This is a genomic window from Marmoricola endophyticus, assembly GCF_014644415.1.
Lineage (GTDB): Bacteria > Actinomycetota > Actinomycetes > Propionibacteriales > Nocardioidaceae > Marmoricola > Marmoricola endophyticus.
On sequence record NZ_BMKQ01000001.1, the window covers coordinates 1,610,068 to 1,635,781 of the forward strand.

23 protein-coding genes are annotated in these 25,714 nt (G+C 72.5%); 8 read left to right on the forward strand and 15 right to left on the reverse strand.

Annotated features, from left to right (window positions below; translation table 11 throughout):
• Window positions 1–71: 71 nt before the first annotated feature.
• Complete coding sequence (locus IEX42_RS07800) at window positions 72–1,130, forward strand: class I SAM-dependent methyltransferase (protein ID WP_188779268.1); 1,059 nt, start codon at window positions 72–74, stop codon at window positions 1,128–1,130.
• 9 nt (window positions 1,131–1,139) lie between these two features.
• On the opposite strand, the gene IEX42_RS07805 is transcribed toward IEX42_RS07800, so the two are convergent.
• From IEX42_RS07805 to IEX42_RS07820, 4 genes are all read right to left on the reverse strand, one after another.
• Entirely contained in the window at window positions 1,140–3,287 is a 2,148-nt protein-coding gene (locus IEX42_RS07805; protein WP_188779269.1) for a glycosyltransferase, read from the reverse strand.
• Window positions 3,284–4,294, reverse strand: coding sequence for a class I SAM-dependent methyltransferase (locus IEX42_RS07810; RefSeq protein WP_188779270.1), 1,011 nt, complete (start codon window positions 4,292–4,294; stop codon window positions 3,284–3,286). The genes IEX42_RS07805 and IEX42_RS07810 overlap by 4 nt, the downstream gene beginning before the upstream one ends.
• Before the next feature lie 26 nt (window positions 4,295–4,320).
• Window positions 4,321–5,931, reverse strand: a complete 1,611-nt coding sequence (locus IEX42_RS07815) for a long-chain-fatty-acid--CoA ligase (RefSeq protein ID WP_229660701.1) — start codon at window positions 5,929–5,931, stop codon at window positions 4,321–4,323.
• A 175-nt stretch (window positions 5,932–6,106) separates the two neighbouring features.
• Window positions 6,107–6,346 (reverse strand): hypothetical protein, encoded by a 240-nt coding sequence (locus tag IEX42_RS07820; protein WP_188779271.1) that lies wholly within the window; start codon window positions 6,344–6,346, stop codon window positions 6,107–6,109.
• A 219-nt stretch (window positions 6,347–6,565) separates the two neighbouring features.
• On the opposite strand from IEX42_RS07820, the gene IEX42_RS07825 reads away from it, so the two are divergent.
• On the forward strand, window positions 6,566–7,132 hold the full coding sequence (locus IEX42_RS07825; RefSeq protein WP_229660702.1) for a DUF4291 domain-containing protein: 567 nt from the start codon (window positions 6,566–6,568) through the stop codon (window positions 7,130–7,132).
• Between the two features lie 138 nt (window positions 7,133–7,270).
• Here the strand turns inward: IEX42_RS07825 and IEX42_RS07830 are convergent, their stop codons facing one another.
• The 6 genes from IEX42_RS07830 to IEX42_RS07855 form a co-directional block, all read right to left on the reverse strand.
• Complete coding sequence (locus IEX42_RS07830) at window positions 7,271–7,525, reverse strand: hypothetical protein (protein WP_188779273.1); 255 nt, start codon at window positions 7,523–7,525, stop codon at window positions 7,271–7,273.
• A gap of 246 nt (window positions 7,526–7,771) precedes the next feature.
• Window positions 7,772–8,071, reverse strand: coding sequence for a MafI family immunity protein (locus IEX42_RS07835; RefSeq protein ID WP_188779274.1), 300 nt, complete (start codon window positions 8,069–8,071; stop codon window positions 7,772–7,774).
• Between the two features lie 50 nt (window positions 8,072–8,121).
• A complete protein-coding gene (locus tag IEX42_RS07840; RefSeq protein ID WP_229660703.1) occupies window positions 8,122–8,472 on the reverse strand; it encodes a hypothetical protein in 351 nt (116 codons plus the stop codon).
• A 149-nt stretch (window positions 8,473–8,621) separates the two neighbouring features.
• Window positions 8,622–14,015, reverse strand: a complete 5,394-nt coding sequence (locus tag IEX42_RS07845; protein WP_188779276.1) for a DUF6531 domain-containing protein — start codon at window positions 14,013–14,015, stop codon at window positions 8,622–8,624.
• A gap of 113 nt (window positions 14,016–14,128) precedes the next feature.
• On the reverse strand, window positions 14,129–14,410 hold the full coding sequence (locus IEX42_RS07850; protein ID WP_188779277.1) for a pyrophosphorylase: 282 nt from the start codon (window positions 14,408–14,410) through the stop codon (window positions 14,129–14,131).
• 78 nt (window positions 14,411–14,488) lie between these two features.
• Window positions 14,489–15,178, reverse strand: coding sequence for an HAD family hydrolase (locus IEX42_RS07855; protein WP_229660704.1), 690 nt, complete (start codon window positions 15,176–15,178; stop codon window positions 14,489–14,491).
• Between the two features lie 23 nt (window positions 15,179–15,201).
• Here IEX42_RS07855 and IEX42_RS07860 point away from each other — a divergent pair, with 23 nt between their 5' ends.
• From IEX42_RS07860 to IEX42_RS07870, 3 genes are read left to right on the forward strand one after another with little or no spacing between them, the layout of a single operon-like run.
• Window positions 15,202–17,301 (forward strand): alkaline phosphatase family protein, encoded by a 2,100-nt coding sequence (locus tag IEX42_RS07860; protein WP_188779278.1) that lies wholly within the window; start codon window positions 15,202–15,204, stop codon window positions 17,299–17,301.
• A gap of 7 nt (window positions 17,302–17,308) precedes the next feature.
• Window positions 17,309–18,079 (forward strand): MBL fold metallo-hydrolase, encoded by a 771-nt coding sequence (locus IEX42_RS07865; protein ID WP_188779279.1) that lies wholly within the window; start codon window positions 17,309–17,311, stop codon window positions 18,077–18,079.
• Complete coding sequence (locus IEX42_RS07870) at window positions 18,076–18,642, forward strand: DedA family protein (protein WP_188779280.1); 567 nt, start codon at window positions 18,076–18,078, stop codon at window positions 18,640–18,642. Before IEX42_RS07865 ends, IEX42_RS07870 begins: the two co-directional genes overlap by 4 nt.
• A 150-nt stretch (window positions 18,643–18,792) precedes the next feature.
• On the opposite strand, the gene IEX42_RS07875 is transcribed toward IEX42_RS07870, so the two are convergent.
• Both IEX42_RS07875 and IEX42_RS07880 read right to left on the reverse strand, forming a co-directional pair.
• Window positions 18,793–20,019, reverse strand: a complete 1,227-nt coding sequence (locus tag IEX42_RS07875) for a pyridoxal phosphate-dependent aminotransferase (protein WP_188779281.1) — start codon at window positions 20,017–20,019, stop codon at window positions 18,793–18,795.
• Window positions 20,020–20,072: 53 nt separating this feature from the next.
• A complete protein-coding gene (locus IEX42_RS07880; RefSeq protein WP_188779282.1) occupies window positions 20,073–21,806 on the reverse strand; it encodes an ABC-F family ATP-binding cassette domain-containing protein in 1,734 nt (577 codons plus the stop codon).
• Window positions 21,807–21,879: 73 nt separating this feature from the next.
• Here IEX42_RS07880 and IEX42_RS07885 point away from each other — a divergent pair, with 73 nt between their 5' ends.
• Window positions 21,880–22,731: an MOSC domain-containing protein gene (locus tag IEX42_RS07885; RefSeq protein WP_229660705.1), complete on the forward strand. Its 852-nt coding sequence runs from the start codon at window positions 21,880–21,882 to the stop codon at window positions 22,729–22,731.
• 65 nt (window positions 22,732–22,796) lie between these two features.
• On the opposite strand, the gene IEX42_RS07890 is transcribed toward IEX42_RS07885, so the two are convergent.
• Window positions 22,797–23,282 carry a DUF4190 domain-containing protein gene (locus tag IEX42_RS07890; RefSeq protein ID WP_188779283.1) on the reverse strand — a complete coding sequence of 162 codons (486 nt, stop codon included), beginning with the start codon at window positions 23,280–23,282 and terminating at the stop codon, window positions 22,797–22,799.
• 134 nt (window positions 23,283–23,416) lie between these two features.
• Between IEX42_RS07890 and IEX42_RS07895 the strand changes: the two genes are divergently transcribed.
• Both IEX42_RS07895 and IEX42_RS07900 read left to right on the forward strand, forming a co-directional pair.
• Window positions 23,417–23,959, forward strand: coding sequence for an HAD domain-containing protein (locus IEX42_RS07895; RefSeq protein ID WP_188779284.1), 543 nt, complete (start codon window positions 23,417–23,419; stop codon window positions 23,957–23,959).
• Entirely contained in the window at window positions 23,956–24,243 is a 288-nt protein-coding gene (locus IEX42_RS07900) for a Dabb family protein (protein WP_188779285.1), read from the forward strand. Before IEX42_RS07895 ends, IEX42_RS07900 begins: the two co-directional genes overlap by 4 nt.
• A 4-nt stretch (window positions 24,244–24,247) precedes the next feature.
• Here IEX42_RS07900 and IEX42_RS07905 read toward each other — a convergent pair whose 3' ends face one another.
• On the reverse strand, window positions 24,248–24,853 hold the full coding sequence (locus IEX42_RS07905) for a class I SAM-dependent methyltransferase (RefSeq protein ID WP_188779286.1): 606 nt from the start codon (window positions 24,851–24,853) through the stop codon (window positions 24,248–24,250).
• Window positions 24,850–25,701 carry a tRNA pseudouridine(38-40) synthase TruA gene (truA, locus tag IEX42_RS07910; RefSeq protein ID WP_188779287.1) on the reverse strand — a complete coding sequence of 284 codons (852 nt, stop codon included), beginning with the start codon at window positions 25,699–25,701 and terminating at the stop codon, window positions 24,850–24,852. Before truA ends, IEX42_RS07905 begins: the two co-directional genes overlap by 4 nt.
• Window positions 25,702–25,714 lie beyond the last annotated feature (13 nt).

The following is a 25,714-nucleotide window of genomic DNA, read 5'->3' on the forward strand; positions in this document are numbered from 1 at the left end:
TGGGGAGCAGGCGGGTCGGCACACGGTCGCTGGCACCCTACCGACCCGCGGGGTGCGCCTATCCTTGCCCGATGCCCGACTCCGCTCCCGGCCCCGCCGCCGCTCCCCGTACCCGGATCAAGAACGCGGTGGCCGACCGGCTCCCGGCCGACACCCGCCGCCGTCTGGGCCGGATCAAGCGCGCCGTCCTCGACCAGCCCGAGCCGGCCCCCTCCGTACCGGCGCCGCGACGCACGAAGGCCGGCCGGCCGATCGCGACCGCGCCCAAGCCCGACGGGAAGACCCGCAAGGAGTACCGCCAGGACCACGTCTTCGGCGAGTCGTCACGCAGCGGCAGGTTCCTCGAGATCGGTCCCGCCCACAACGGCACCCTCCCCCGGCGCGACGGCTTCGACACCCGCAACGTCGACTACCTCGACCGGGCCGGGCTGGTGGCGAAGTACGCCGAGTTCGCGCAGTACGACCCCGACGACATCGAGGAGGTGGACTACGTCCTCGAGGCGGGCGCGGCGCTCGCGGAGCGGATCCCCGAGCGGTTCGACCTGGTGCTGGCCTCCCACGTGCTCGAGCACACGACGTCGCTGGTGGACTTCCTCAACGAGTGCTCGGCGCTGCTGGAGCCCACGGGCCACGTCGCACTCGTCGTCCCCGACCACCGCTTCTGCTTCGACCGCTTTCGCGAGCGCAGCGCGATCTCGCGGGTGATCGACGCGCACCTGCAGCCACCGTCCGTGCACACGCCGGGGACGTTGGCGGAGTTCACCCTCAACGCCGTCGCCCACGGCGACGCCCGGTCCTGGGCGGCCGGCCACCGCGGGCGCTACCGGTTCCTCAACGACGCACCCGCCGCGGTGAGCACGATGGAGAAGGCGAAGGGGCCGGACTACATCGACGTGCACAACTGGATCTTCAGCCCGAACCACCTGCGTCTGCTGCTGCACGACCTCGCCGAGCTCGGGCTGATCGACCTGCGGGAGCGCTACTTCCACCCCACGATCGGGCACGAGTTCTTCCTCAACCTCTCCCGCGACGGCGCGGGTCCGGGCATCTCGCGCGAGGAGCTGGCGCGCCGCGCCGACGCGGAGAAGCGCGGGCTGGACCCGCTGAGGTTCCAGCAGCCGCCCGGCTGACCGGAGCCGTCAGGACCCGAGGTCGTCGAGCAGGCCGAGCTCCGAGAAAGGGACCCGTCCCGCCCAGCGCTCGTGCCAGAGCCGGAGGTTGCCCTCGACCCGGTCGCGGCGACCCTCCGTACCGCGTCCGAGGTGGGTGACGCTCGCCTCGGTGACGACGCGGAAGCGACGCTCGCCGCCGTCGACGGCGCGCAGGCACAGGTCGGAGTCCTCCAGACCGTTCACGAACCGGACGTCGAACCCCTTCAGGTCGACGACGTCCGAGGCCCGCACGGCCAGGGCGGACGCGCTGACCGCGTGCAGGGGGTACGACCCCAGCCGCCGGGCGTCCGCGCCCGGACGACCGGCCAGCAGCGTCTCGGGCGGCTCCTGGGCCCCGGTGAACACCAGACCCGCGCTCTGCACGGTGCCGTCGGGGTGGACCAGGAGCGGCTGGGCGCCCAGGACGTCGGGGTCCTCGAGCGCCGCGAGCAGGGGTGGCAGCCAGCCCGGGTGCACCTGGGTGTCGTTGTCGAGGAAGACGACGTGCTCCCCGCGGGACTCGTGGAACGCGACGTCGGCGCCGATCGCGAGGTTGAGGTTGCACGGAACCGTGCGTACCCGGACCCGGTCCTCGCCGGCGAAGCGGGACCCGAGCACGCCGGCGACCCCGCGTCGCGAGCCGTTGTCGAGCACGACGACCTCGACGTCCGCACCCGGTGCCCCCTCCGGCACCAGGTCGGCGGCGGCGAGCACCGACTCCACCGCGGCGGTCGTCATCGCCCAGTCCTCGAAGGTCGCGATGCACACCGACACCAGCCCGGCCCGCCGCTCGGGAAGCCCGCGCCGCTGCGCGTCCCAGTCCAGGTGGCTGTTGCTCAGCGCGAACCACTGCCAGTAGTCGGCCTCGCTCGTGGTGATCCGGTCGGCCGCGTCCTCGCTGTGGTCGTAGCGGACCCCGACGAACGGCACCAGCCCGATCTCGACCTGCCGTGCGAGGCCGATCGCGAAGTCGTGGTCGACCCAGCGGCGCATCGTGGTGTCGAAGCCGCCCGCCGCCCTCGCGACCTCGGTGGCGACGACCAGGCTGTTGAGGTCGATGTGGTTGCGCACCAGCAGGTGGTCCAGGCCCGCGTCGAGGCAGAGGTAGCGACTGGCCTCGTCCTCGGTCTCGCCCTGGTCGACGACGCAGTAGCCGGCCCGGCGGCCCTCCGCCTCGAGGTAGCGCAGCATCACCTGCAGGAACAGCGGCTCCCAGGTGTTGTCGGAGTCGAGGAACGCCAGCCAGCGGCCCCGCGCCGCCTCGATGCCGGCGTTGCGGGCGGCGCTGACTCCCCCGTGCTCGCGGCGCAGCACCTGCACGCGGGGGTCGTCGTACGCCTCGACGACGTCGGCCGTGTCGTCGGTGGAGCCGTCGTCGACCACGAGCAGCTCCCAGTCCCGGTGCTGCTGGGCCTGGACGCTGGCGATCGCCTCGCGCACCTGCTCGGGACGGTTGCGGACCGGCATGACGACGGTGACCGCCGGCGCGCCGTCCGCGCCCGGGGGCACCGGGTCGCCCTCGGCCCACTGCGCCAGGAAGGCGCCGTCCGCGCTCTCGTCCCACGGCCCACGCGGCCTGGCGGTCCGCGCGGCACGGAAGCGCTGTCCCTCCTCCGCGATCGCCGCCATCCGGCTCCGGACCTCGGCCAGCGGGAGCTGCTGGTGGAGGTACGGCGCGGGCACCGGCGTCGTGTCCGAGGCGTGCTCGAGGAAGTGGCCCATCGCCCGGCCGGGGTGCGCGGCAGCCTCGGGGTGCGCCGCGACGTACGCCGCCTCGTCGATCCACGGCGACGGGTCGCCGGCCTGCCCGTCGAGGTAGCCGAGCAGCGCGTCGGGTCGCTCCCGCCAGCCCTCGGGACGGAACCACTCGGGCTCGAAGAGCGGGTGCGGGGCCAGGCCGACCGGTCCACCTCTGCGCAGGTAGTGCCGGACCGCCGCCCCCTCGTCGGGGAAGGCCGTGCCGGTCTGGATCTCGTAGTAGGCCCGGTCGAACAGCCCGCTGTCGCGGACCCGCTCCCAGGGCGCGGGGCCGTCGGGCTGCTGGGCGGGCTGCTGCTCGGCGGGGTGGTCGCCGTCGGGGCGCAGTCGACGCGCCACCCGGCCGGCCAGCCTGCGAGCCCGGTCGCCCGCGCTCATCCGCGCCCCTCCGACCGGCGACGGACGACTCGGCGCACCCGGCGCCCGACCGCCCCGACCACGCGGACGTCGGGCCGGCGCCTCAGGTGCTGCTCGCGCTGCTGGGCCTCGTCGCGCTCGCGGCGCACCCGCTCCAGGCGACGCCGGGCGCCGCGCAGCTCCTTGGTGGTGGCGCGCAGCTGCTCGTCGCTCTCGTGCTGCTGCTCCCCCGCCGCGTCGATCCCGCGCCGGAGGATGTCGCGGGCCGCCGTGTCGCAGGCGCGGGCCAGCGGCGCGGTGTCGTACGCCTCCCCCGCGGTGCACAGCCACAACGGCTCTCGCGCGTCGATGCCGAGCACGAACGCGAGATCGGCGTCGAAGAGGTCGCCGAAGGCCAGCGTGGTGACGCTGAGTCCGCCCGCGCGCAGCCGGTCCTCGAAGTCGTCGCCGTACCACCGCACGTGGTCGGCCTGGCCGAAGCGCCGCAGCCGCTCCTCCACCGGGGCCGAGGGGTCCTCGTCGGTGGGTCGGCCGGGCCGGCGCGGCACCTGCACCACGGCAGCCCCGCCGGGGGCCAGCACGCGGGCCATGTCCGCCATCGCGGCGGCGTCGTCGGGGATGTGCTCGAGGACGTGGAAGCAGACCATCAGCCCGACGCTGTCGTCGGGCAGGGGCAGGTCGGTCAGGCTGGCCTGCAGGGTGACCGTGCGGTTGTCGGCCGCGGGGTCGAAGTCCATCCCGACGTACGTCACCTCGGCCTGCGCCGCCAGCGCCTGCAGCCGACCGGCCAGCAGCGGCGTCGGCGCGACGTCGAGCAGGCTGCCCGCGGCGACCGCCGCCCCGGCCCCCTCGAGCAGGCAGGTCAGGGCGCGGTGCCGCTCGAGGCTCCCGCACCGCCGGCACGACGCCGAGGGGCGCCCGCCCGGACCCGGGCCGAGTCGACCCAGGTGCAGGCAGACGGGGCAGAGGATGGAGGTGGCGCGGGCGTCGGCGGTCACGTCGTCCTTCGGGGTCGCGTGCGGGGGCACGCCCACCCTAGGGTGCCCGTTCGTGGTCAGACGGTGCGCCGCTCCCGGCTGTCCCAGTACTCCGAGCGCAGGTCGCGCTTGAGGATCTTGCCGGTGGGGTTGCGGGGCAGCGCCTCGATGATGTCCACCGACTTCGGGCACTTGTAGCGCGCCAGCTGGCTGCGGCAGTGCTCGATCAGCTCCTCCTCGGTCGCGCTCGCGCCGGGGTTCAGGCTGACGACGGCCTTGACGACCTCGCCCCACTGGTCGTCGGGCACGCCGATCACGGCGACCTCCATGACGGCCGGGTGCTCGGCCAGCACCCGCTCGATCTCCGGGGAGTAGATGTTCTCCCCGCCGGAGATGATCATGTCCTTGAGCCGGTCCTCGACGTAGAGGTAGCCCGCCTCGTCGACCTTGCCCATGTCGCCGGTGCGGAACCAGCCGTCGGCGTCGATCGCCTCGGCCGTCGCCTCCGGCTTGTGGTGGTAGCCCTTGGTCAGCTGCGGCGTGCGGAACCAGATCTCGCCGTGCTCGCCGCTCGCCACGTCCTCGCCGGTCTCCGGCGAGACGATGCGCATCTCGACTCCGGGGACCGGTGTCCCCGCCGAGACCAGCCGCTCGGTGTGAGCCGGGTCCCGGTGGTCGGCATCCATCAGGTGCGTGACCACGCCGCACACCTCGGTCAGGCCGTAGACCTGCACGAACTCGGTGTCCGGCCAGGCCTCGATCGCCTTGCGCAGCAGCGGCAGCGGCATCGGGGCCGCGCCGTACGTGAAGGTCTTCAGCCTCCCGAACAGCTTCACCGCGTCCTCGCCGGAGCCGAGCACCTGCGCCAGCACCGCAGGCACCAGGAAGGTGCGGTTGGCCCCCTGCATGATCGCCCCCGCCAGCGACGCGCCGTCGGGGTCGCGGGTCATCACGCTGGGGACGCCGTCGTACACGCTGAACATGACGTACGACGAGCCGCCGACGTGGAACAGCGGCATCGCGACGAGGTTCTTGTCACCGTGGTCGAACGCCCACCCGTCGTGCGCCGCGACCGTGTGCGCGAGCAGGTTGCGGTGCGTGATCATCACGCCCTTGGGGTAGCCGGTGGTGCCCGAGGAGTACATCAGCAGCGCGGTGTCGTCCGGCTCGACGTCGGCCGAGCGGTCCTGCGGGGTCGCCGCGGCCAGCAGGGCCTCGTACGCGTCGCCGTCGGCACCGTCCGGCGTCACCTCCACCACGTGCTCGACACCGGGCAGCTTGTCGCGGATCGAGTCCACCAGCGGCACCAGCTCCGAGCCGACGAGCAGCACCGTCGCCCCCGAGTCGTTGAGGGCGTAGTCGACCTCGGCGCCGGCGAGACGGAAGTTGACGATCGCGTTGGCGGCGCCCAGCGACGAGGCGGCCAGGGTCAGCTCGACGCAGGCCGGGTGGTTCTTGTCGAGGAACGCGACGACGTCGCCGCGGCCGACGCCGAGGTCCGCCAGCGCGCCGGTGAGGCGGCGTACGCGGTCGTGCCACTGCGCCCACGTCCAGCTGCGCCCGAGGTAGGTGACCGCCTCGGCGTCCGGGGTGGCCTGCGCCCAGTGGACGAGCCGGTCGTCGAGGAACCTCGGCTCGGGGAGGTCGGAGGTGTCGATCGGGTGAGCGGGCTCGACGGTCTGCGTCACGGTGGGCTCCTCGGTCAGGACGGTGCGCCCACTGTGACACACCGCACAGCACGCACCGTCCCACCGACACGTCCCGCCACGGCGACCGGGACGCGACAAGAGGTCGAGCCACCACGACGGCGGTCACGCCCATGAGACCCCGGACGGTCCACCGCCGACTGCCACCACGAGTGGATCAGCGCAGCGCCTTGCCGATCCGTTTCGCCAGCTTCTCGGCATCGCGGCTCAGCTCACGCGGGATCTCGGGCTCCTCTGCCACCATCTGGCCCAGTGTCCAGCGAACGCCCATGAGGATCTCCGACGAGGTCGCGCCACTGGCGACAGATTCGTCGATGCGACGCGACCACTCCGGCCACCCGGCATCCCACACCCTGACGCCCAGCGCACGCGCCTCGCCCACGTAGTCCTCTGCCACGACCTACCCCTTCGGACCGACCGTCGAGAACCAGTCGATGTTCTCGCCTTCTGGATGATCGTGTCCGCACCCGAGAGATCAGCATCATCCCGGCCGGCCCACCGACACCGGTCGCCATCAGCACCCCGCCGGCCACGACCATCGCGCCGGCGACGTACTCCCAGTCGTGCTGATCGGGTCGCCGCGAGTCCCGTCTCGGGGAGGCAGCACGCTGACGTCGTGCCTGCGAAGGACCTCAGTGTCGAGCCCGACGAGGGCATCCCGAACGAGCGGGAGATCAGAGCCTCGTTCGACGACGCGACGATCACGGTCTATCAGGCCTACTCACCAGACATCGCACGACCGGCAGCACTTCGGGCCGGGACGTTCGTACCGCCCTTCAAGCGTGACCGGATGACCTGGATCAAGCCGTCCTTCCTCTGGATGATGCACCGTTCCGGGTGGGGCACCAAGCCGGGCCAGGACCTCGTCCTCGCAGTACGGATGACGCGGGCCGGCTTCGAGGAGGCCCTCTCTCGAGCGACGTTGAGCTCGTTCGACCCCGGCACTTGGAAGGCTCGGCTGGGCGCAACGGACGTCCGTGTGCAGTGGGACCCCGAGCGCGCGATCTCGCTTGATTCCCTTCCGCACCGTTCGATCCAGGTAGGCCTCAAGGGCAAGGCCGCTGCCCAGTACGTCGACGACTGGATCATCGACGTCGAGGACGTCTCAGAGCTCGCTGGCACGACCCACGCCTCGGGGAACGAGGACACACCGCTCGCGCGACGGACCTGCTTCCGCAGGTGAAGGTGTACCCGATCACCGCTGAGCTGCAGGCTACGACGGGTGCCTCTCAGGTCTGACCGTCCAGGGATCATCTCTTCGAGCTTCTCCTGGTACCGGTGCCGAAGGAGTCGATGACTGTCCCGTCACCGCGCATCTCCCTCACGCATCCTCACCCCGCTGCGAGAACCGGAGCGCCGCCGACCGAATCTCCTCCTCGAAGTGCGCACGGTGCTCGCGGTCGTCGTCCCACTCGCTGACCAGTCCCGCGAAGGTGCGCAGCTCCGGCTCGACCTCCGGGACGAGTCTCGCGATCCGCCACAGAGTACGGGCACCCTCGACCTCGCTCCTCGTACCGAGACCGATGTCCTGGCAGACCGCTCTCGCCGCCAGCAACGCCGCCGTCTCGCCGTCCACCGGGCGCGGCCAGCCGCAGCGCTCACGCCGGCAAGGGCACGATCGACGTCCGCCCCGGAATCGCCGCTCAGCGCTGCGACGTCGACCAGTACGTCCACCCCGTCCTCGCCCGAGGCCACCACGCCGCCAGCCCACTCCACGACAGATCGGGCATCGACCAGATCGAGGAACCTCAGCGCCTCCCACGTGGCCGCTTCACGCACCGAGTCGTGAGCGCTCACCGCGTCTCGCCTCTCGGGCAATGGGCTATTCGGGAACGAGTTCACGGACCCTGCGCCAAGACCGCCGCGTGGAGTGCAGGGCTTCGCCCAGACTCTCGATCTCCGCCACCTCAGCCGGGAAGACCCGGGTGTCGGACTCGTAGATGTTGTCGCAGGCCTCCTCGAAAGCCAGTCCCCACTCACCGGCGCCCCACAATGCTTCCGGCTCCTCCAGCACCCACGGCTCGACGTGGGTGCCCAAAGACGCGAACAACGCCTGACACCGGGCCGCAATCGCGTCCCACCTAATGCGATCGGATGCGCAGTGACGCGTGCCTTCCTCCACGTGCCTCCAGATCGGTCTTCGTGCCGACGGCCTACCGGCGCGCCCACTGGTCACCCGAAGATGTCCGAGGAGGTCACCTGACCTCGAACAAGCAGATCGTCGAAAGCGTCGATCCACGGCTCCAGCCCGAGCGATGCGCGAAAGGCCCGCTCAAGACGGACCGGAGCGACGACCTTTCGCTCGCGCAGGGCGGCGGCCTCAAGCCGAGTTGCCGACCGTCGACGGGTGCCTGAGAAGTCGACGACCTCGACATTTTCTGGCGAACTCACGACCTCCTTGTACGCGGGAAGAGGGATCGACGCCCGTACCTCGGCATGACTCACCACGGACCAGTGCCCAGCATGCACCTTGGCGTCCAGCGACAGAGCCAGGAACAGGAGAGGCGCGGACAGAGCATCCACCGCCCGAGACTCCGCCTCCGCAGCAGGGAAGACGGCGTCGAAGATTGCGAAGTAGTACGCGTCTTTTCCATACAGTCCGACAACTTGACCAACGCCAGCCCTCCCGTCCCCGGTCGGAACGACGAAGACGTCTCCCACTGAGAGCCGACTCACCACAGATCGCCTCCTGCGTCCTGGTACCTGGTTTCGCTCATTTGATGCCGAAGATTCGCGAGTCCACCATCAGGGTTTCCGAGATTGGTCGGTCCTCCTTCACGCCTGATGAAGAACTCCTCCATGCGATCGAGCTCACGGCCGGGGTTCGCTCGGCCCACGACCTCAAACTCGAAGTCAGCGTCCGGATGTGCACGCGCATGCTCGGCCTGCCGTGAAAGGTACCGAGCCTCACTCTTCGCCTGCCCGATATAAGGCTTTGAACCGAGCAGATCCGTTCGACGATAGACGATTCCCTCTGGGACGTGCGGCTCTGGGTGCAGCCTGCCCAACATCCGGCCGCCGGTGGCGGTGACCTTGCCGAGCACCCTCTCACCGGCCGACTTCACCCCGGACCTGACCGCGGTCAACGTGGTCCGAGCAGCCGTACCGGCCCTGGTCGCCATCAGCGCACCCTTGGCCGCCGTCGCTCCCTTGGCCAGGGCACCGAACGGGACAGCGCCCAGCGCACCCGAGACCGCGACCTGACCCCAGTTCACCTCACCGGTGGTCGCCTTCTGGATGATCGTGTCAGCGCCCGCCGAGATCAGCATCATCCCCGCCGGCCCACCGACACCGGTCGCCATCAGCACCCCGCCGGCAACGACCATCGCGCCACCGGCGACGTACTCCCAGTTGTTCTTCAACCACTTGCCGGCCGCGTTCACCGTGCCTGCGATGCCGTTGCTGGAGTTGTACGCCCGCAGCTCGGCATCCGTGACCGGGTGCAACCCCATCGGGTCCAACGAGTGCAACGGGTCGTTGCCGGCGTAGGAGTACGGGTTGCCCGACCACCCCGACCCCGTCGTGGGATCCAGCGGATCGACCGAGAGGAACCCCCGCGACGCCGGGTCGTAGACCCGGTTGCCCATCCACTCCAGCCCTGCCACCGAGAGCTCACCGGTCGCCGAGAGCCCGAAGCCGGCACCCGCCGTCGAGCGGTCCGACCCGGCGTTCTCCGGCCCGGCCCACGGGTCCGGCCCCACCGACCTGGCGTCACGCCACCCCGGATCGGCCCAGGTGCTGCCGCTCGCACCGCTCAGCCCGGTGAAGGCGCCGGCCCGCGTGACCTGCTCCCCACCGAGCGCGAGCAGCCCGTTCCACGGGTTCGCCGAGTCCGCGACCACCTCGACCCCGTCGACGGAGGCCAGCTCACCCAGCGCATCGACCACGAGGTCGGTGCGGGACGCGTCCCCGACCCGGTCCGTCGCCGTGATCGCGGCCAGCCAGCCGGTCGCGGACCAGTCGAAGCCGCGCGTCGAGCCGTCGGCGTACTGCTCGACGGTGCGGCGCCCCGCCCCGTCGTAGCGGTAGGTGACGACGTCCTCGTCGTCGATCCGCACCCTGGTGATCTGCCCGGCCAGGTCGTAGTCCAGGTGACGCGACACCCCGTCGGCCGACTCCGCCACCATCCGACCGGCGGCGTCGTAGCGCCAGCGCAGCATCTGCTCGCCCGCACCCGTGGTGGTCGCGGCGGAGACGAGCTGGTGCGCCTCGTCGTAGGAGTACGAGGTGGACTGGCTCGCCGCGCCGTCGGCCACGTCGACGCGCCGGATCCGCCCCCCCTCGTCACGAGTGATGCCGGTACGGGCGCCGCCCACGACCTCGTGGACGGCGAGGAAGCCGGCGTCGTACGACCACCGCTGGGTGGTGCCGCCGGCACTCGCCGAGACCATCCGTCCGGACCCGTCGCGCTCGATGACGCACGCGCCGAGCAGCGGGTGGGACACCCCGACCAGCCGCCCGGCGGCGTCGCGGGCGTACGACGTCGTCGTGCCGTCCGGCATCGTCAGGGCGGTGCAGGCCCCGTCGGCGTCGTAGGTCCACGACGGCCCCCGGCCGTCGCGGGTCCGCGAGGTCAGCAGCCCACGGGCGTCCCAGACCATCTCGTGCACGACGACCGATCCGTCCGTGCCGGACCGGTCGGTGATCCGCACGCTCCGGCCCGCGAGGTCCCGCTCGATGCTCGAGCGCTCGACTCCGTCGACCCACGTGGAGGCCAGCAGCCCGTGCTCGTCGTGGTGCCACTCGGTGCGCGAGCCGGTCGGGTCGGTCTGGGCGACCTGGCGGCCGGCAGCGTCGTACTCGGCGGTGGTACGACGACCCAGCGGGTCGGTCTCGGCCACCACCCGGTCGCCGCCGTCGTACTCACGACGCGTGACGCCGCCGTCGGGGTGGGTGAGGGCGGTGCAGCGACCGTTGACGTCGTAGGCGTACGCGGTGACCCCGCCGTTGCCGTCGGTCGCGGTGACCAGCTGACCGGCTGCGTCGTAGCCGAAGCGTCGCCGTCCGTTGCGGGGGTCGCGGGCCTCGGCGACCCGGCCGGCCGCGTCGTAGGCGTACGTGGTCGTCCCGACTCCCGGGACCCGGCGGGCAACGACCCGACCGGCGGCGTCGAAGCGGGTCTCGGCGACCTCACCGGTCGGCAGGTGCTGCTCGACGACCCGGCCGTCGGCGTCGTGGACCCGGCGCGTCGTCGCACCGGTCTCGTCGGTGACGCTCTCCACCCGCCCGGCGGCGTCGTAGGTGTAGCCGACCTCGGCCCCGGACGGCCTGATCAGCGTGACGACGCGACCCGCGGCGTCGCGGATCACCCGGGTGAGCCCGCCGACGGGGTCGACGACCTCGACCGGCCGGCCGCAGAGGTCGTAGCGGGTCAGGGTCGTCGCACCGTCCGCGCTGGTCTCGGAGACCAGCCGACCCAGCCTGTCGAGGTCCAGCCGGGTCGAGTCGAGCCCTTCGACCACCTCGAGCGCCAGGCCGTGGCGAGCGTCTCGGATCTCGCGACGCACGCCCGACGGGTCGGTCGTCGCGGTCGGCGCGCCGACGGCGTCGTACTCGGCCCGGCTCACGCCGCCGTCGGGATCGATCGAGCGGACGACGCGACCGAGCGCGTCGTGGGCGAACTCCCAGCGCGAGCCGTCGGGGAGCTCGGCACCGGCGAGGTTGCCCAGGTCGTCGTACGTCCGGCGGATCGCGCGACCGATCGGGTCGATGGTCGCCGCTGCTTCGCCCGCGGAGTCGTACTCGACCTCGGTGCGGCCTCCGAGCGGGTCGACCACCACCGTCTGCCGGCCGGCGGCCGTCTGCTCGTAGGCCCACACCGCGTCGTCGGGACCGGTCCGGGTCGCCAGCAGGCCCGAGTGCTCGTCGTAGGCGTACGTCGTCCGCGCGCCCGACGGCGTCGTCGCGGCGACCACGCGGCCTGCGTCGTCGCGCTCGAGGGTCGCGACGTTGCCCAGGGCGTCGGTCGTGGTGGTCAGCTCGCCGTGGGCGTCGTAGCCGAACACCACGACGACACCCATCGGGTCGGTGACGCGCTGGAGCAGTCCGCCGTCCCACTCCATCCGGGTGAGGCCGCCCTCGGGGTCGGTGATCGTCGAGGGGCTGCGCTGGTCACCGGTGTAGGTCATGGTGGTGACCGCCACCTGGCCGGTCCCTTCGCCGGCATCGACGCTGTCCTCGATCGTGGGGTCGCCGCCGGTGACCTCGACGCGGACCACCCGGTCGGCGTCGTCGTAGTCGTAGGTGACGTCGGCACCGTCGGGGACGACCTCGCGGACCATCCGGCCCCGGTCGTCGTACTCGCGGATGGTGACCGTGCCGTCGCGCTCGGTGACCATCACCGTGTTGCCGTACGCGTCGTAGGCGGTGGACTGGCGCTGGTCGTGGGCGTCGATCACCCCGACCTGACGACCCTTGGCGTCCGCGATCCAGGTGTTCGCCCGCGTCCCGTCCTCGTCGGAGACCACCGTCACCCGCCCCGGGAGGTACGCGAACCGCGTCGTACGACCGAACGGCGAGCGCTGCGAGACCACCCGCCCGTGCTCGTCGTAGACGTTCTCCACCTCGACCACGCCGTCGGCGTCGGTCACGCTCGCGATCCGGTGAGTGGCCTCGTCGTTCCACGCGTAGCGGCGCGTGCCCAACGGGCCCGTCGCGGCGACCAGCAGCCCGTCGGCGTCGTAGGAGTAGCCCACCGAGCGCCCGTCCGAGGCGTGCACCGCGACGATCCGCTCACCGTGCCCGGTCTCGGTCAGGTCCCACTCGATGCTGATCGCGCGGCCACGCTCGTGCGAGAGCGCCACCAGCCGGTCGCCGTCCCAGCGTGCGGTGACCGTCGTGCCCGCACCCTGGCTGACCGAGACCAGCCGTCCGGTGCTCCGGTGGCTCCACCGTCGGCCCTGGTTGTCGGAGACGACCAGCAGCTCCCCCTCGCGGGTCAGCCACAGGCTCTCCCCCTCGGCGCGGTCCCAGCCCTCACCGAGTCGCGGGAACGACACCTGGCGGCCGTCGGGAGTGGTGAACGCCGCCGCCTCGTCGGTGAACGACAGCCCCGCCTCGCACCAGCTCGACCAGCCCCGCCCGTACGGGCCGTCGTGGTCGTGCACCGAGTTGTACGACCGCCGCCACCACAGATCCGCGCAGCCCTGGCCGAACTCCAGGTCGGACTCGGTCTCGACGAAGTTGCCCGTCGCCGTGTTCACCGGGTCGTTGGCGTACCCCGTGGTCGGCGGGTGCCCGATCGCGGTCGGCATCGTGATCGTGATGTCCTGACGCGACGCGTTCACGCCCGCGGCCTGCAGCGCCGCACCGATGGAGGAGTTCGGCAGGCTCGACACGCTGCCCGAGCCGCCCGCCGCGGCGAACGCGTCCGCCACCGTCCGTGCCCAGTGCACGTCGTTGGCGTTCTGGCTCATCCACGTCGAGAACGCCGTGAACACACCGCTGGCGTCCAGGGTGCCCCAGTCGGTGCCCGAGGTGAACTCACCCGCCACCGACGACAGCGACGAAGGCCGCCCGTGCAGCACGCCGTTCAACGTCGAGGAGCCCGTCGCGAAGCTCCTCAGGTCCTCCGGACGCGCCGAGGACGTCCCCCCAGCGCCGCCGCCACCCGACAGCGGCTGACGCTGCTTGGCCGGCGGCGCGGAAGGGTGGTGGTTGATCGGCTCCTTCGGGTCCGGGATCGGGCAGTCGTCGCCGTCGCCGAAGTGGTCGTCCAGCCAGCCGCCGAACCCCCGGTTGTCGTGCTGCTTCTTCCACGCACGCGCATCCGCACGCCGCTTGTTCTCCTCGTGCGCCTCCCGCACCAGGTCGCGCACGTAGCCCGCCGTGGTCCGCAACGCCGAGGCGATCTCCGAGGCGTCCGCCTTCGCGGTGTTCGCGTTGGTCGTGAACAGCTCGGAGTAGTGGCCCTCGAAGTCCTTCATCGCCGTCGTCACGTACGACGCCCGCGACCCCGCCTGCCCGTCGATCTGCGACGCCGAGTGGTCGCACAACCGCTCCAGCCGCCCCGCCGCGTCGAACGCGAACCGCACATCGCTCTCGATGCCCTTCATCGGGTCACCCATGACGACTCCTCACCCTCGTTCTGCACCACGACCGGACCGCACGCTGCGTGCCTCCACCCCGTCCCCCTCCACCGCAGACTGCAGAGGAGGACGGAGAAGCCGCACGCAGCAGCTCAGGAACCGCCGCCGGCCTGCATGATGTTCTGCGAGATCTGGTCCAGCTGGGTACGCAGCTCCTCCAGCTCCTGCTTGGCCTTGTCCAGCGCCGAACGGGTCTCCGGCCACGTCGAGGACCGGAACTTCTCCGCCAGCGGCCCGTCCCACACGTTCGGGTCCGACAGCGTCTTGCCCTGCGCGTCCATCTGCGTGATCTGGTCGGTGAACCCACCGGTGATCAGCGTCCGCAGCTGCTGGATGGCCGTCTTGGCCTCCGGGGTCGAGAGAACACGAGACATGGTGCTACCTCCACTGCCCCGCTTCCGGGGCGAATCGGTTGATCGTCCTGGCTGTGTCCTTCCCGGTCGCCGAGCACTTCAAACCCCTCGGGGAGGACGAGCTGAGATCCGCAGGTCGGACATCCGCGCGAACCACGTGCCGCCGGCGGCCTCGAGCTCGGCCCGCGGGGCGAGACTGCCGCCGTACGCCAGTGCGGTCGTGCCGGCCGCGACCGCACCGGTGACACCGGCGACGCTGTCCTCGACGACGACGCAGCGCGCCGGGTCGGCACCCGCCTTGCGCGCCGCGAGGAGGAACAGGTCCGGCGCCGGCTTCCCGTGCTCGACCTCGACCGCCGAGGAGACCCGGTCGCCGAAGTGCGCGGCGAGCCCGGTGCGCTCCAGCTTGGCCGCGATGCCCTCTGGCGTACCGCTGGAGGCCACGCAGGTGGGGACCCCGGCGACGGCGAGCCGGTCCAGCAGCTCGGGGACGCCGGCGACGGCCGCGAGGTGATCGGCGTACGCCTGCGTGCACCGCTCGACCAGCAGCTCGCCGAACCGTGCGCCCACGTCCGCGCCGAGCCGGTCCCCCACCTCGGCGACCTCCGCGGCGAGGCTGCGGCCCATGAACCGCGCGACCACCTCCGCGGTGCTCATCTCCCAGCCGAGCTCGGCCAGCAGCTGCTGCTCGACCTCGACGGTGAGCGTCTCGGAGTCGACCAGGACACCGTCGTTGTCGAAGATCACGAGGTCGTACGAGCGGAGGTCCAGCGGGTCCTGAGCAGTCACCGGCTCACCCTAGAATCCCCGACGTGAACCGCCGTGGCTCCCTGACCCGGCGCCTGGTCCTCTCCGGCCGGGCGCTGGCGGCATGGAGACCCACCTGGCGCTGGCTGGTCGGGGTGGTGCGCGGGTTCCTGGTCTCCTTCGCCGCCCTGGGCGTGACCTTGTGGGTGGTCCCCGGCGAGCAGGTGCCCGAGGGCGGCACCGAGGCCGTCGCGACGCTGGTCGTGACCGTGCTCGTCGTCGGCGCCCTGCTGCGGCCCTTCCTCACCGCGCTGACGGTGCTGACCGGGGTGGCCGGGCTGCTGGTGATCGGGTTCCTCGCCCAGACGATCATCCTCGGCGTCGCCCTCTCCCTGGTGCCCGGCATCGAGCCGATCCCGGTCCCCGAGCTCGTGGTGGTGGCCTGGTGCGTGGCCGTCGTCGCCGCGGTCCTCAACTGGCTGGTGGACACCTCCTCGGAGGAGGTCTTCCACGGTCAGGTGATGGGCCGCGCCGTGCGGACGGCACGGCAGCGCGAGGTCTCCGGCCCCGGCCTGCTGGTGATCCAGCTCGACGGCGTCGCGCAGCCGCTGCTCCGCCAGGCCGCGGCAGCGGGGGCGATGCCGTTCCTCACCCGCATGGTCCGCTCCGGCGAGCACCGGCTGCGCGGCTGGCACACCGGACTCCCCTCGACGACGCCGGCCGGCCAGGCCGTGCTGCTGCACGGCCAGACGGCTCCGATCCCGGCCTTCCGCTGGTACGACAAGCAGCGCGGCCGCGTGCTGGAGTGCAGCAAGCCCGCCGACGCGGGCGTCATCGAGGGCGACTTCGCCCGCGGCGACGGGCTGCTCTCCCAGGACGGCGTGTCGGTGGCCAACCAGTTCTCCGGCGACGCCGCCTACTACGCGCTGACGATGAGCCACCCCCGGCTGCCCGGCTCCGAGCGCGGCGCCGCCGCCTTCGCCGCGGCGCGCAGCGGCTTCGCCCGGTCCTTCGTGATGCTCGTCGGGCAGATCGCCGTCGAGCTCTACCAGGGGCGGCGGCAGCGGCTGCGCAACGTCGTCCCCCGGGTCCCGCGGCGCGGCGCCTTCGTCCTGCTGCGCGGGCTGACCACCGTCGTGCTGCGCGACCTCGCGGTCTCGATCGTGGCCGACCAGATGGCGCGGGGCGCCCCGGTGATCTACGTCGACTTCGTCGACTACGACGAGGTCGCCCACCACGCCGGCCCGACCCGGCCGGAGTCGCTGCGGACGCTGGAGAGCCTGGACAACCTGATCGGCTTCTTCACCGAGCTCTCCGCCGAGGTCGGGCGCGACTACGAGATCGCGATCGTGTCCGACCACGGGCAGACCCAGGGCAGCACCTTCCTGCAGCTGGAGGGGCGCACGCTCGCCGACGCGGTGCGCGGGATCGTCGAGGGCGCACCCCGCTCCCGCTCCCACGGCACGCCGGCCGAGACGCTCGGTCCGGCGAACCTGCTGCGGGCGAGCGGTCGTCGTACCCTCCTCCCGCCGCGGCTGGGTCGCGGCCGCGAGGACGGCGCCGACCGCCACGACGACGTGCCGAACGTCGAGGTGGTGGCCTCGGGCAGCATCGCGCACCTCTACCTCACCGGGGAGCCGGGCCGGCTGTCCCGCGACGTCGTCGACCGGCTGGTCCCCTCGCTGGTGCCCGGGCTGTGCGCGATCGAGAGCGTCGGCGTGGTGATGACCCGGGACGCCGCGGGCGTGCTGCGCGTCGAGAACGGCCGCGGTCACCGGCTGCTCACCGCCGACGGCTGTGAGGGCGGCGAGGGCGAGGACCCGTTGGCGGCGTACGGCGACCTCGCCGCCGCGGACCTGTACGCCCTCGAGGCCAAGCACCACGTCGGCGACGTCGTCGTGCTCGGCCGCTTCGACCCGGTGCTGACCGAGGTCGCCGCGTTCGAGGAGCTGGTCGGCTCCCACGGTGGGCTCGGCGGCTGGCAGACCGAGGCGCTCCTGGTGCACCCCGCCGACTGGGACGTGCCGGACGCACCGCTGGACGGGATGGCCGTGCACACGGCGCTGTGCGGCCGGCTCGTGCAGCTGGGCCTGCGTACGCCCGAGCCGAGCGAGACGGCCGGCGCGGACGACGCCTCGGACCCGACCCTGCAGGCGGCCCGGTGAGCTCCTCGTGACGGCGCGGCTCGGCGTCACCTGGTGGGGCCACTCCTCCATGTCGCTGCGGCTCGGCGACGTCGTCGTGGCCACCGACCCGCTGCTCTCGCGGCGACTCCTGCACCTGCGCCGGCCCAGCCCGCCGCCACCGCCGGCGGCCGAGACGGCGGACGTCGTCCTCGTCAGCCACCTGCACCGCGACCACCTGCACCTGCCCTCGCTGGACCGCTTCGACCCGTCGATCCCGGTGGTGGTGCCGCGGGGAGCGACCCGGCTGGTCAAGGGGCTGGCCGGTCGTACGCTCGTCGAGGTCGCCCCGGGCGACCGGGTCGAGGTCGCGGGGGTGGAGGTCGAGGTGCACCCCGCGCACCACGACGGCCGGCGCAGCGTGGTCGAGAACGGGGACGCCCCGGCCGTCGGGTTCCGTGTCGACGACGGGCACCGCAGCGTCTGGTACCCCGGCGACACGGGGCAGCAGGACAACTCAGGCGTACGCCCCGTGGACCTCGCCGCCGTCCCGATCGGCGGATGGGGGCCCACGCTCGGCGAGGAGCACCTCGACCCGCGGCAGGCGGCGCAGGCGGTGGCCGACGTCGGCGCGCGCTGGGCGCTGGCGGTGCACTACGGCACGTTCTGGCCGGTCGCGATGCGCCGGCTGCACCCCGCGAACCACCGGTACTTCTTCGAGACGCCGCCGGACCGCTTCCGGGAGGCGATGGCGGAGCTCGCGCCCGACGTCGCGCCGCTGACCCCGTTGCACGGCGTGTCCGTGGAGCTGGTGACATGACACCGGACCTCGGGTTCCTCGGCCTGCTCGCGCTGACCGGGGTCGTGCTGTTCGGGGCCGTCGTCCCGATCGTCCCGACCGGCGCCGCCGTCGCGGCGTCGGCCGTGCTCGCCCGCGCCGAGCACCCGTGGGAGCTGGTCCTCGTGGTCGGCTTCGGCGGCCTGGGCGCCTACCTCGGCGACCTGGTGATGTACGCGATCCTCCGCGCCGCCGGCGCTCCGCTCGCACAGCGGATCGGCTGGCTCCACGCCGACGACCCCGACGGCGCGCTGCAGCGGCTGCGCCACGGGATCGAGGAGCACGAGGTCCGCTCGCTGCTGCTCTCGCGGCTGATCCCGGCCGGCCGGATCCCGGTCCTGCTCGCCGCCGCGCTCGGCGGCTACCCCTGGGGCCGCTTCGTCACCGCCAACATCGGGGCCGCCCTGCTGTGGGCGGTGATGTACTCCCTCATCGGCATCCTCGGCAACACGATCATCCCCGACACCCGCCTCGCCCTCGGCGCCGTCGTGCTCGTGGCCGTCCTCGTCTCGGTGGTCCTCCCCCGGCTCACCCCCAAGCGGTAGTCCCTGACGTTCGTGCGCTCAGTCGAGCGCCACGACCACCCGAACGTCCTGCAGCGCGCCGATGTCGTACGACGAGCTGGACGCGACGCTGCAGGACGTACGAGTGGTTCGCTGTCCGATTCGTCTGCGCGAACGTCAGGGACTACCCACTCAGCCGGCGCGGACTCCTGCCAGGAACGCCGCGATCCGCTCGATGGCCTCCTCGAGCACCTCGACGCTCGGGAGGGTGACCAGGCGGAAGTGGTCCGGGGTCGGCCAGTTGAAGCCGGTGCCGTGGGTGACGAGGATCTTCTTCGCGCGCAGCAGCTCGATCACCAGCGACTCGTCGTCCTCGACGGGGTAGACCTCGGGGTCCAGCCGTGGGAAGCAGTACAGCGCGCCGCTGGCCTTGACCGAGGAGACCCCCGGGATCTCGTTCAGCATCCGGTGCGCCAGGTCGCGCTGCTCCAGCAGCCGGCCGCCAGGCAGGATCAGCTCGTCGATGCTCTGGTAGCCGCCGAGCGCCGTCTGGATCGCGTGCTGCGCGGGCACGTTGGCGCACATCCGCATGTTGGAGAGCAGCGTCAGGCCCTCGAGGAAGTCGGCGGCCCGCTCCTTCGGTCCGCTGACCATCACCCACCCGGACCGGAAGCCGGCCACCCGGTACGCCTTGGAGAGCCCCGAGAACGTCAGGCACAGCACGTCGTCGCCGGTGTACGCCGCGGCGTGGTGGTGCACGGCGTCGTCGTACAGGATCTTCTCGTAGATCTCGTCGGCGAAGACGACCAGGTCGTGACGCCGTGCCACGTCGACGAGAGCCTTGACCACGGACTCGGAGTACACGGCGCCGGTCGGGTTGTTCGGGTTGATGATCACCAGCGCCCGTGTGTCCTCGGTGATCTTGGCCTCGATGTCGGCGAGGTCCGGCGCCCAGTCGGCCTCCTCGTCGCACGCGTAGTGCACCGGCCTCCCGCCGGACAGGGTCACCGCACCGGTCCACAGCGGGTAGTCCGGCGCCGGCACCAGGATCTCGTTGCCGTCGTCGACGAAGGCCTGCAGCACCATCGAGATCAGCTCGGAGACGCCGTTGCCGATGAACACGTCGTCGACGTACGTCTCCTGCAGGCCGCGGGACTGGTAGTAGTTCGCGACCGCGGTCCGCGCGGAGTAGATGCCGCGCGAGTCGGAGTAGCCCTGCGCCTGCGGCAGGTTGTGCACCATGTCCTGCAGGATCGTCTCGGGCGCCTCGAAGCCGAACGGCGCCGGGTTGCCGATGTTCAGCTTCAGGATCCGGTGCCCCTCGGCCTCCAGCCGCTGCGCCTCGACCAGGATCGGTCCGCGGACGTCGTAGCGGACGTCCTGGAGCTTGCGGGACTGCGTGATCGGGCGCGGGGTCATCCTCGGATCCTCTCAGTGGTTCTCGGGGTTTTCTCGGTGGTGGGTCTGCGGCCTCAGCGGGCCCGCTCGACACGGGTCTCGTCCCACACGGGGACGTCGGACTCCCTCACGGTCCCGTCGGAGCCGAGGACGAGGAAGCGGTCGAAGCCGCGGGCGAACCAGCGGTCGTGGGTCACGGCCAGCACCGTGCCGTCGTACGCCGCCAGGCCGGCCTCGAGCGCCTCGGCGGACTCGACGTCGAGGTTGTCGGTCGGCTCGTCCAGCAGCAGCAGCGTGGCCCCGGAGAGCTCGAGCAGCAGGATCTGGAACCGGGCCTGCTGGCCGCCGGAGAGCCGCTCGAAGCGCTGCTCCGCGGCGGGTGCGAGCTCGTAGCGGTCCAGCACGCGTGCGGCGTGCTCGCGCCCCATCCCCCGGCGTCCGGATCCGTCCGGCCCGGTCTCGCCTCGGTGCAGGATCTCGACCAGGGTCCGCCCCACCAGCTCGGGGTGGGCGTGCGTCTGCACGAACCAGCCGGGACGGACGCGGGCGCCGAGCCTGGCCCGGCCAGTGTGGGCCACCGGCTCGACGACCCGGTCGCCGAGCGGGCGGTTCTCAGGCTCGGGGTCCGAGCCGCCGGCCGCCAGCAGCCGCAGCAGGTGGGACTTGCCCGAGCCGTTCGAGCCGAGGACGGCGACCCGCTCGCCGTACCAGACCTCGAGGTCGAAGGGCCGCATGATCTCGACACGCTCGGTCGTTCCTCCCTCGCTGCTCGATCCACGCAGGTACATCCCCAGGTCCTCGCAGACGACCGCACGCTTGCCCGTACGCCCACCGGTCAGCCGCATCGTCACCTGCTGCTCGCGAGGCACCGCCTGCGGTGGACCGGCCTCCTCGAACTTCCGCAGCCGGGTCTGCGCGGCCTTGTACTGCGCGGCCAGGCCGTCGTTGAACTCGGCCTTCACCTTGTAGCGCAGCACCAGCGCCTTGAGCTTGACGTGCTCCTCGTCCCAGCGTCGGGCCAGCTCCTCGAAGCGCTCGAAGCGCGCCCGGCGCGCCTCGTGGTACGACGCGAAGCCGCCGGGGTGGGTCCACACGGTGTTCCCTGCTGCCCCCAGCTCGACCGTGACCACCCGGGTCGCGGTGTTCGCCAGCAGCTCACGGTCGTGGCTGACCATCAGCACCGTCTTCGGCGAGCCGGCGATCCGCCGCTCGAGCCACTGCTTGCCGGGCACGTCGAGGAAGTTGTCCGGCTCGTCGAGCAGGAGCACCTGGTCGGGACCGGCGAGGAGGTACTCCAGCACCAGCCGCTTCTGCTCCCCGCCCGAGAGGGTCGACAGGTCACGGTGCTTGACCCGGTCGTACCCGACGCCGAGGGCCGCGGTGCAGCACACGTCCCAGACCACCTCGATGTCGTAGCCGCCGGCGTCGGCCAGCTCCCCCAGCGCGGTCGCGTAGCGCATCTGCGTGGGCTCGTCGTCGTGCTCCATGAGCAGCAGCTCGCACGCGTCGACCTCGGCGACGGCCGCACGTACCCGCGGCGGCGCCACGGACAGCAGCAGCTCGGCCACGCTCGTGGCACCCGCTGCGACCATCTGCCGCATCACGCCCAGGCCGCCGCTGCGCGTCACGACGCCGGCATGGGGGTCGGACTCACCGCTGACGATCCGCAGGAGGGTCGACTTGCCGGCGCCGTTCGCGCCGACCAGCGCGACCTTGGCACCCTCCCCGACCCGGAAGGAGACGTCGTCGAGGAGCACCCGGCCGTCGGGGAGCTCGAAGCGCACCCCCGCGACGTCGACGTGTCCCACGCGCACCATCGTGCCCGCCGGCGGCGTCGGCTGCCCACCGGGTTTCCCGGCGAGCCGTCATAGGCTGAGCGCCGTGCAGCTGACCTCGATCCGGCGCTACCCCGTGAAGTCGATGCGCGGCGCCGACCTGGACACGGCCGCCGTCGAGCCCTGGGGTCTCGCCGACGACCGGCGCTGGATGGTGGTCGACGAGGACGGCCGCTTCGTGACGGCCCGTGAGCTGCCCCGGCTGCTGCTGGTCACGCCGACGGTCACCGCCGGGGGGCTGTGCCTGGACGCGGCCGACGCGCCCCCTCTCGAGGTCGCCCGACCGGCCGACGGAGGCAGGACCGTCACCGTGTGGCGCTCGACCTTCGAGGCGTACGACGCCGGGCCGGCCGCCGCGGCATGGCTCAGCGACCTGCTGGGGCGTCCGCTGCGCCTGGTCCACCTGGCCGATCCGACCGTACGAGCCAGCGACCCGGCGTACTCCCGCGAGGGCGACGTGGTCTCGCTCGCCGACGGCTACCCGCTGCTGCTGGCCACCGAGGCCTCCCTCGGCGCGCTGAACGACACGGTCCTGGAGAGCTCTGGCGGAGCCGCCGACCCGCTGCCGATGACGCGCTTTCGTCCCAACGTCGTGGTCGGCGGCAGCGCGCCGTGGACGGAGGACGACTGGCGCCGGGTACGGATCGGGGAGGCGACCTTCCGCGTCGTCAAGGGCTGCGCACGCTGCGTGATGACCACCAAGGACCCCGAGACCGCCGAGGGTGGCAAGGAGCCGCTGGCCTCCCTGGCCAGGACCCGGCGCTGGGACGGCCAGACCTGGTTCGGCGTCAACCTGGTCCCCGACGCGCTCGACCCCGCCCACCGTCCGCTGCTGCGGGCCGGTGACGGGGTCGAGGTGCTGGACGTGGTCGAGCCGGGTGGCGGTCCGATCCGCTAGCGCGCAACGCCGTCGGCAAGGTCTCGACGAGCTCGACCACCGTGCTCACCGGCAGCCGATCCGACTCAGTTCTGCAGGTCGTTGGCGAAGTCTCGCGAGCACTGGTCGCGGTCCGCCTGGGTCTGCGCGTTGTTCACGCAGTCCTGGAGGTTCTTGCCGGAGTCGCTGTTCACGAAGAGCACGCCCACGACGATCACGCCGATCGAGATCAGCGCCCCGATCACGCCCAGGACGATGCCGGTGATGGCGATGCCCCGCCCGGTGGCGACGCCTCGCTTTGCTCGGCCGGAGGCCACGATCCCCAGGATCAGCGCCACGAGGCCGAGCAGGATCCCGCCGACGACGGTCAGGGAGAGCAGCAGCGCGAGGATGCCCAGCACGAGTGCGCCGATGGCGAGGCCGGACCCGCCCTTCGGCTGGGCCGGCGGGTAGCCCTGCCCCGGTGCGGGCGGCGGGTACGACTGGCCGGGCTCGACCGGCTGGTCGCCGTACGACGGCGGCTGCTGGCCGTAGGGGTTGTTCTCGGGCGGGGGCGGCGGGCTCTGCGACATGGTGCGCTCCTCTGAGGCGGATCTGTCGGTTTCGGTCGGGTTCGGTCCGTCTGGGCCGGAGCGTATCCGTAAACGCCGCCATCCGTCCCGTCCGACGTGCCGGACCTCGGCGCGAGGTGGCACCATCGCGACCCGTGCCGGTGAACCTCTACCTCGACGTCGACGGCGTGCTCAACGCCGTCAGCCTCGACACGCCCGACTGGGGTTGGCCGGACGCGCAGCTGAGCACGGTCAACGGCTACCCGATCCGGTGGTCGACGACGATGGTCGCCCGCCTGAACCGGCTGGTCGCACGCGAGGAGGTCACGGCGTACTGGCTGACCACCTGGGGCTCCGACGCCGCGGAGCTGCTCGCGCCGGCGCTCGGGCTGGACGCCACCGGCTGGAGCGTCCTCGGCGAGGAGGACCGGGAGCGGGCGATCGACACCCTCGCCCTCTCCGGGACCGCCGGCTGGTGGAAGCTGCAGGCGGTCCGGTCCCACCTGGCGCCCGGTACACCCGCGATCTGGGTCGACGACGACCTGGACCGCGACCCCTCCGCCGTGCGGTGGGCGTACGAGCAGCCGGGCCTGCTGCCCCTCTCGCCGTCGACGTCGCTCGCGCTCACCCCCGCCGACCTGGCCGCGATGGAGGCGCACGTGGACCGCGTCGGCGGTGTGGGAGCGTCGTCCCCGTGATCCGCAACGTCGTGATGGGTCGAGTACGCCCCGGGGCCGAGGCCGCGCTCGAGGACGGCCTGGCCGGCATCGCCGCGCTCGACCTGCCCGGGATGCTGGCCAACCACGTCGGCCGCGACGCCGGGCTGCGTGCCGGCGGGTGGGACTTCGCGATCACCAACGACTGGACGGACGGCGCGGCCTACCAGGCCTACGACGTCGATCCCGAGCACAACGTGCACCGCGCGAGCGTCGTGGAGGCCTGCGAGCAGGTCGCCCGGGTGCAGTTCGAGATCCCGGGCTGAGCGCTCACCCGCGGCGCGCCTCCAGCACCCGGAAGCCCTTCGCGCTGGCCAGCCTCGTCGTCGGCCACCCCTGGTCGCCCAGCCACCCGGCCAGCGAGTCCGCGCCCAGGTTCTTGCCGACCACCAGCACGGCGCGCCCGCCCTCGGCCAGGCTCGGGAGCCAGCCGAGCAGGAGGGCGTGCAGCGCCTGCTTGCCGATCCGGATCGGGGGGTTGGACCAGATCTCGTCGTACGCCGTCTCGGGCGGCGGCATCTGCGTGGCGTCGACCGTACGAGCGGCGTAGCGCTCGTCCACGCCGAGGGAGCGTGCGTTCTCGTTGGCCAGCCGCACCGCCCGCTCGTTGACGTCGACCCCGTCGACCCGTGCGCCGGCCTGTGCCACCGCGATGGCGAGGCCGATGACGCCGTACCCGCAGCCGAGGTCGAGCACCCGTCCGGGCGCCGGCGGCTCGGTCTCGCGCAGCAGCACCGCGGTGCCGATGTCCACCCGGCCCCGGGCGAAGACGCCGGACCCGGACTGCAGGGCCAGGTCGTGGCCCCACACCGTCGCCTCGACCCGCGCCCGCTCGAAGGCCACCGACGGGTCGGCGGAGAAGTAGTGCTCGCTCACGCCTCGCCTCCAGGCTGCAGCGTCAGGGTCCGGACGACCCGTGCGCGGTCGGCCTGCGCGGCGAGGGCGTCGTCGGCGGGGTAGCCGACCTCCTCGAGGACCAGCCCGTGCGCAGGCATCACGAGCACGCCGCCGTCGCGCTCGCCGCGAGCGAGGACGTCGGCGGGCCACGAGGTCCCCCGGCGCCCCTCCCCCACGGCGACCAGCGCGCCCATCAGCGAGCGCACCATCGAGTGGCAGAACGCGTCGGCGCGCACCTCGGCGACCAGGATCCCGTTCAGGTGCCGGGAGCACTCGACGCCGATGAGCGTACGGACGGTGCTCGCGCCCTCGCGCCGCTTGCAGTACGCGGCGAAGTCACGCTCGCCCACGAGCAGGCGCCCCGCCTCGCTCATCCGCGCCTCGTCCAGCGGGCGTCCCCACGCGGTCACGTGCCCACGGGAGAGCGGGTCGACCAGCTCGGGGCGGTCGGCCAGGCGGTAGGCGTAGCGCCGCCACAGCGCCGAGAAGCGGGCGTCGAACCCCGGTGCCGCCTCCCGCACGCCGTGGACCCGGACGTCTGCGGGCAGGACGCCGTTGAGCCGGCGCAGCAGCGTCTGCTCGACCGGCCGGTCGGCGTGCCCCCGGCTCGCCGCCACCGCGGCGGGGTCGACGTCGACGTGGAGGACCTGGCCACGGGCGTGCACGCCGGTGTCGGTACGCCCGGCCACGGTCACCTGGGGCGGGTCGGAGCGCAGCACCGTCGCGAGGGCCGCCTCGATCTCCCCCTGCACCGTCCGCAGGCCGGGCTGGGACGCCCAGCCGTGGAAGGCGCGGCCGTCGTACCCGAGATCGATCCGCAGCCGCACCGCGTCATCCTCG

Excerpts from the sequence above, each read along its gene's own strand:
- IEX42_RS07870 (WP_188779280.1), top strand. The coding sequence starts at position 18,076 with ATGACACCGGACCTCGGGTTCCTCGGCCTGCTCGCGCTGACCGGGGTC.
- IEX42_RS07805 (WP_188779269.1), bottom strand. The coding sequence starts at position 3,287 with ATGAGCGCGGGCGACCGGGCTCGCAGGCTGGCCGGCCGGGTGGCGCGT.
- IEX42_RS07850 (WP_188779277.1), bottom strand. The coding sequence starts at position 14,410 with ATGTCTCGTGTTCTCTCGACCCCGGAGGCCAAGACGGCCATCCAGCAG.
- IEX42_RS07800 (WP_188779268.1), top strand. The coding sequence starts at position 72 with ATGCCCGACTCCGCTCCCGGCCCCGCCGCCGCTCCCCGTACCCGGATC.
- IEX42_RS07845 (WP_188779276.1), bottom strand. The coding sequence starts at position 14,015 with ATGGGTGACCCGATGAAGGGCATCGAGAGCGATGTGCGGTTCGCGTTC.
- IEX42_RS07890 (WP_188779283.1), bottom strand. The coding sequence starts at position 23,282 with ATGTCGCAGAGCCCGCCGCCCCCGCCCGAGAACAACCCCTACGGCCAG.
- IEX42_RS07875 (WP_188779281.1), bottom strand. The coding sequence starts at position 20,019 with ATGACCCCGCGCCCGATCACGCAGTCCCGCAAGCTCCAGGACGTCCGC.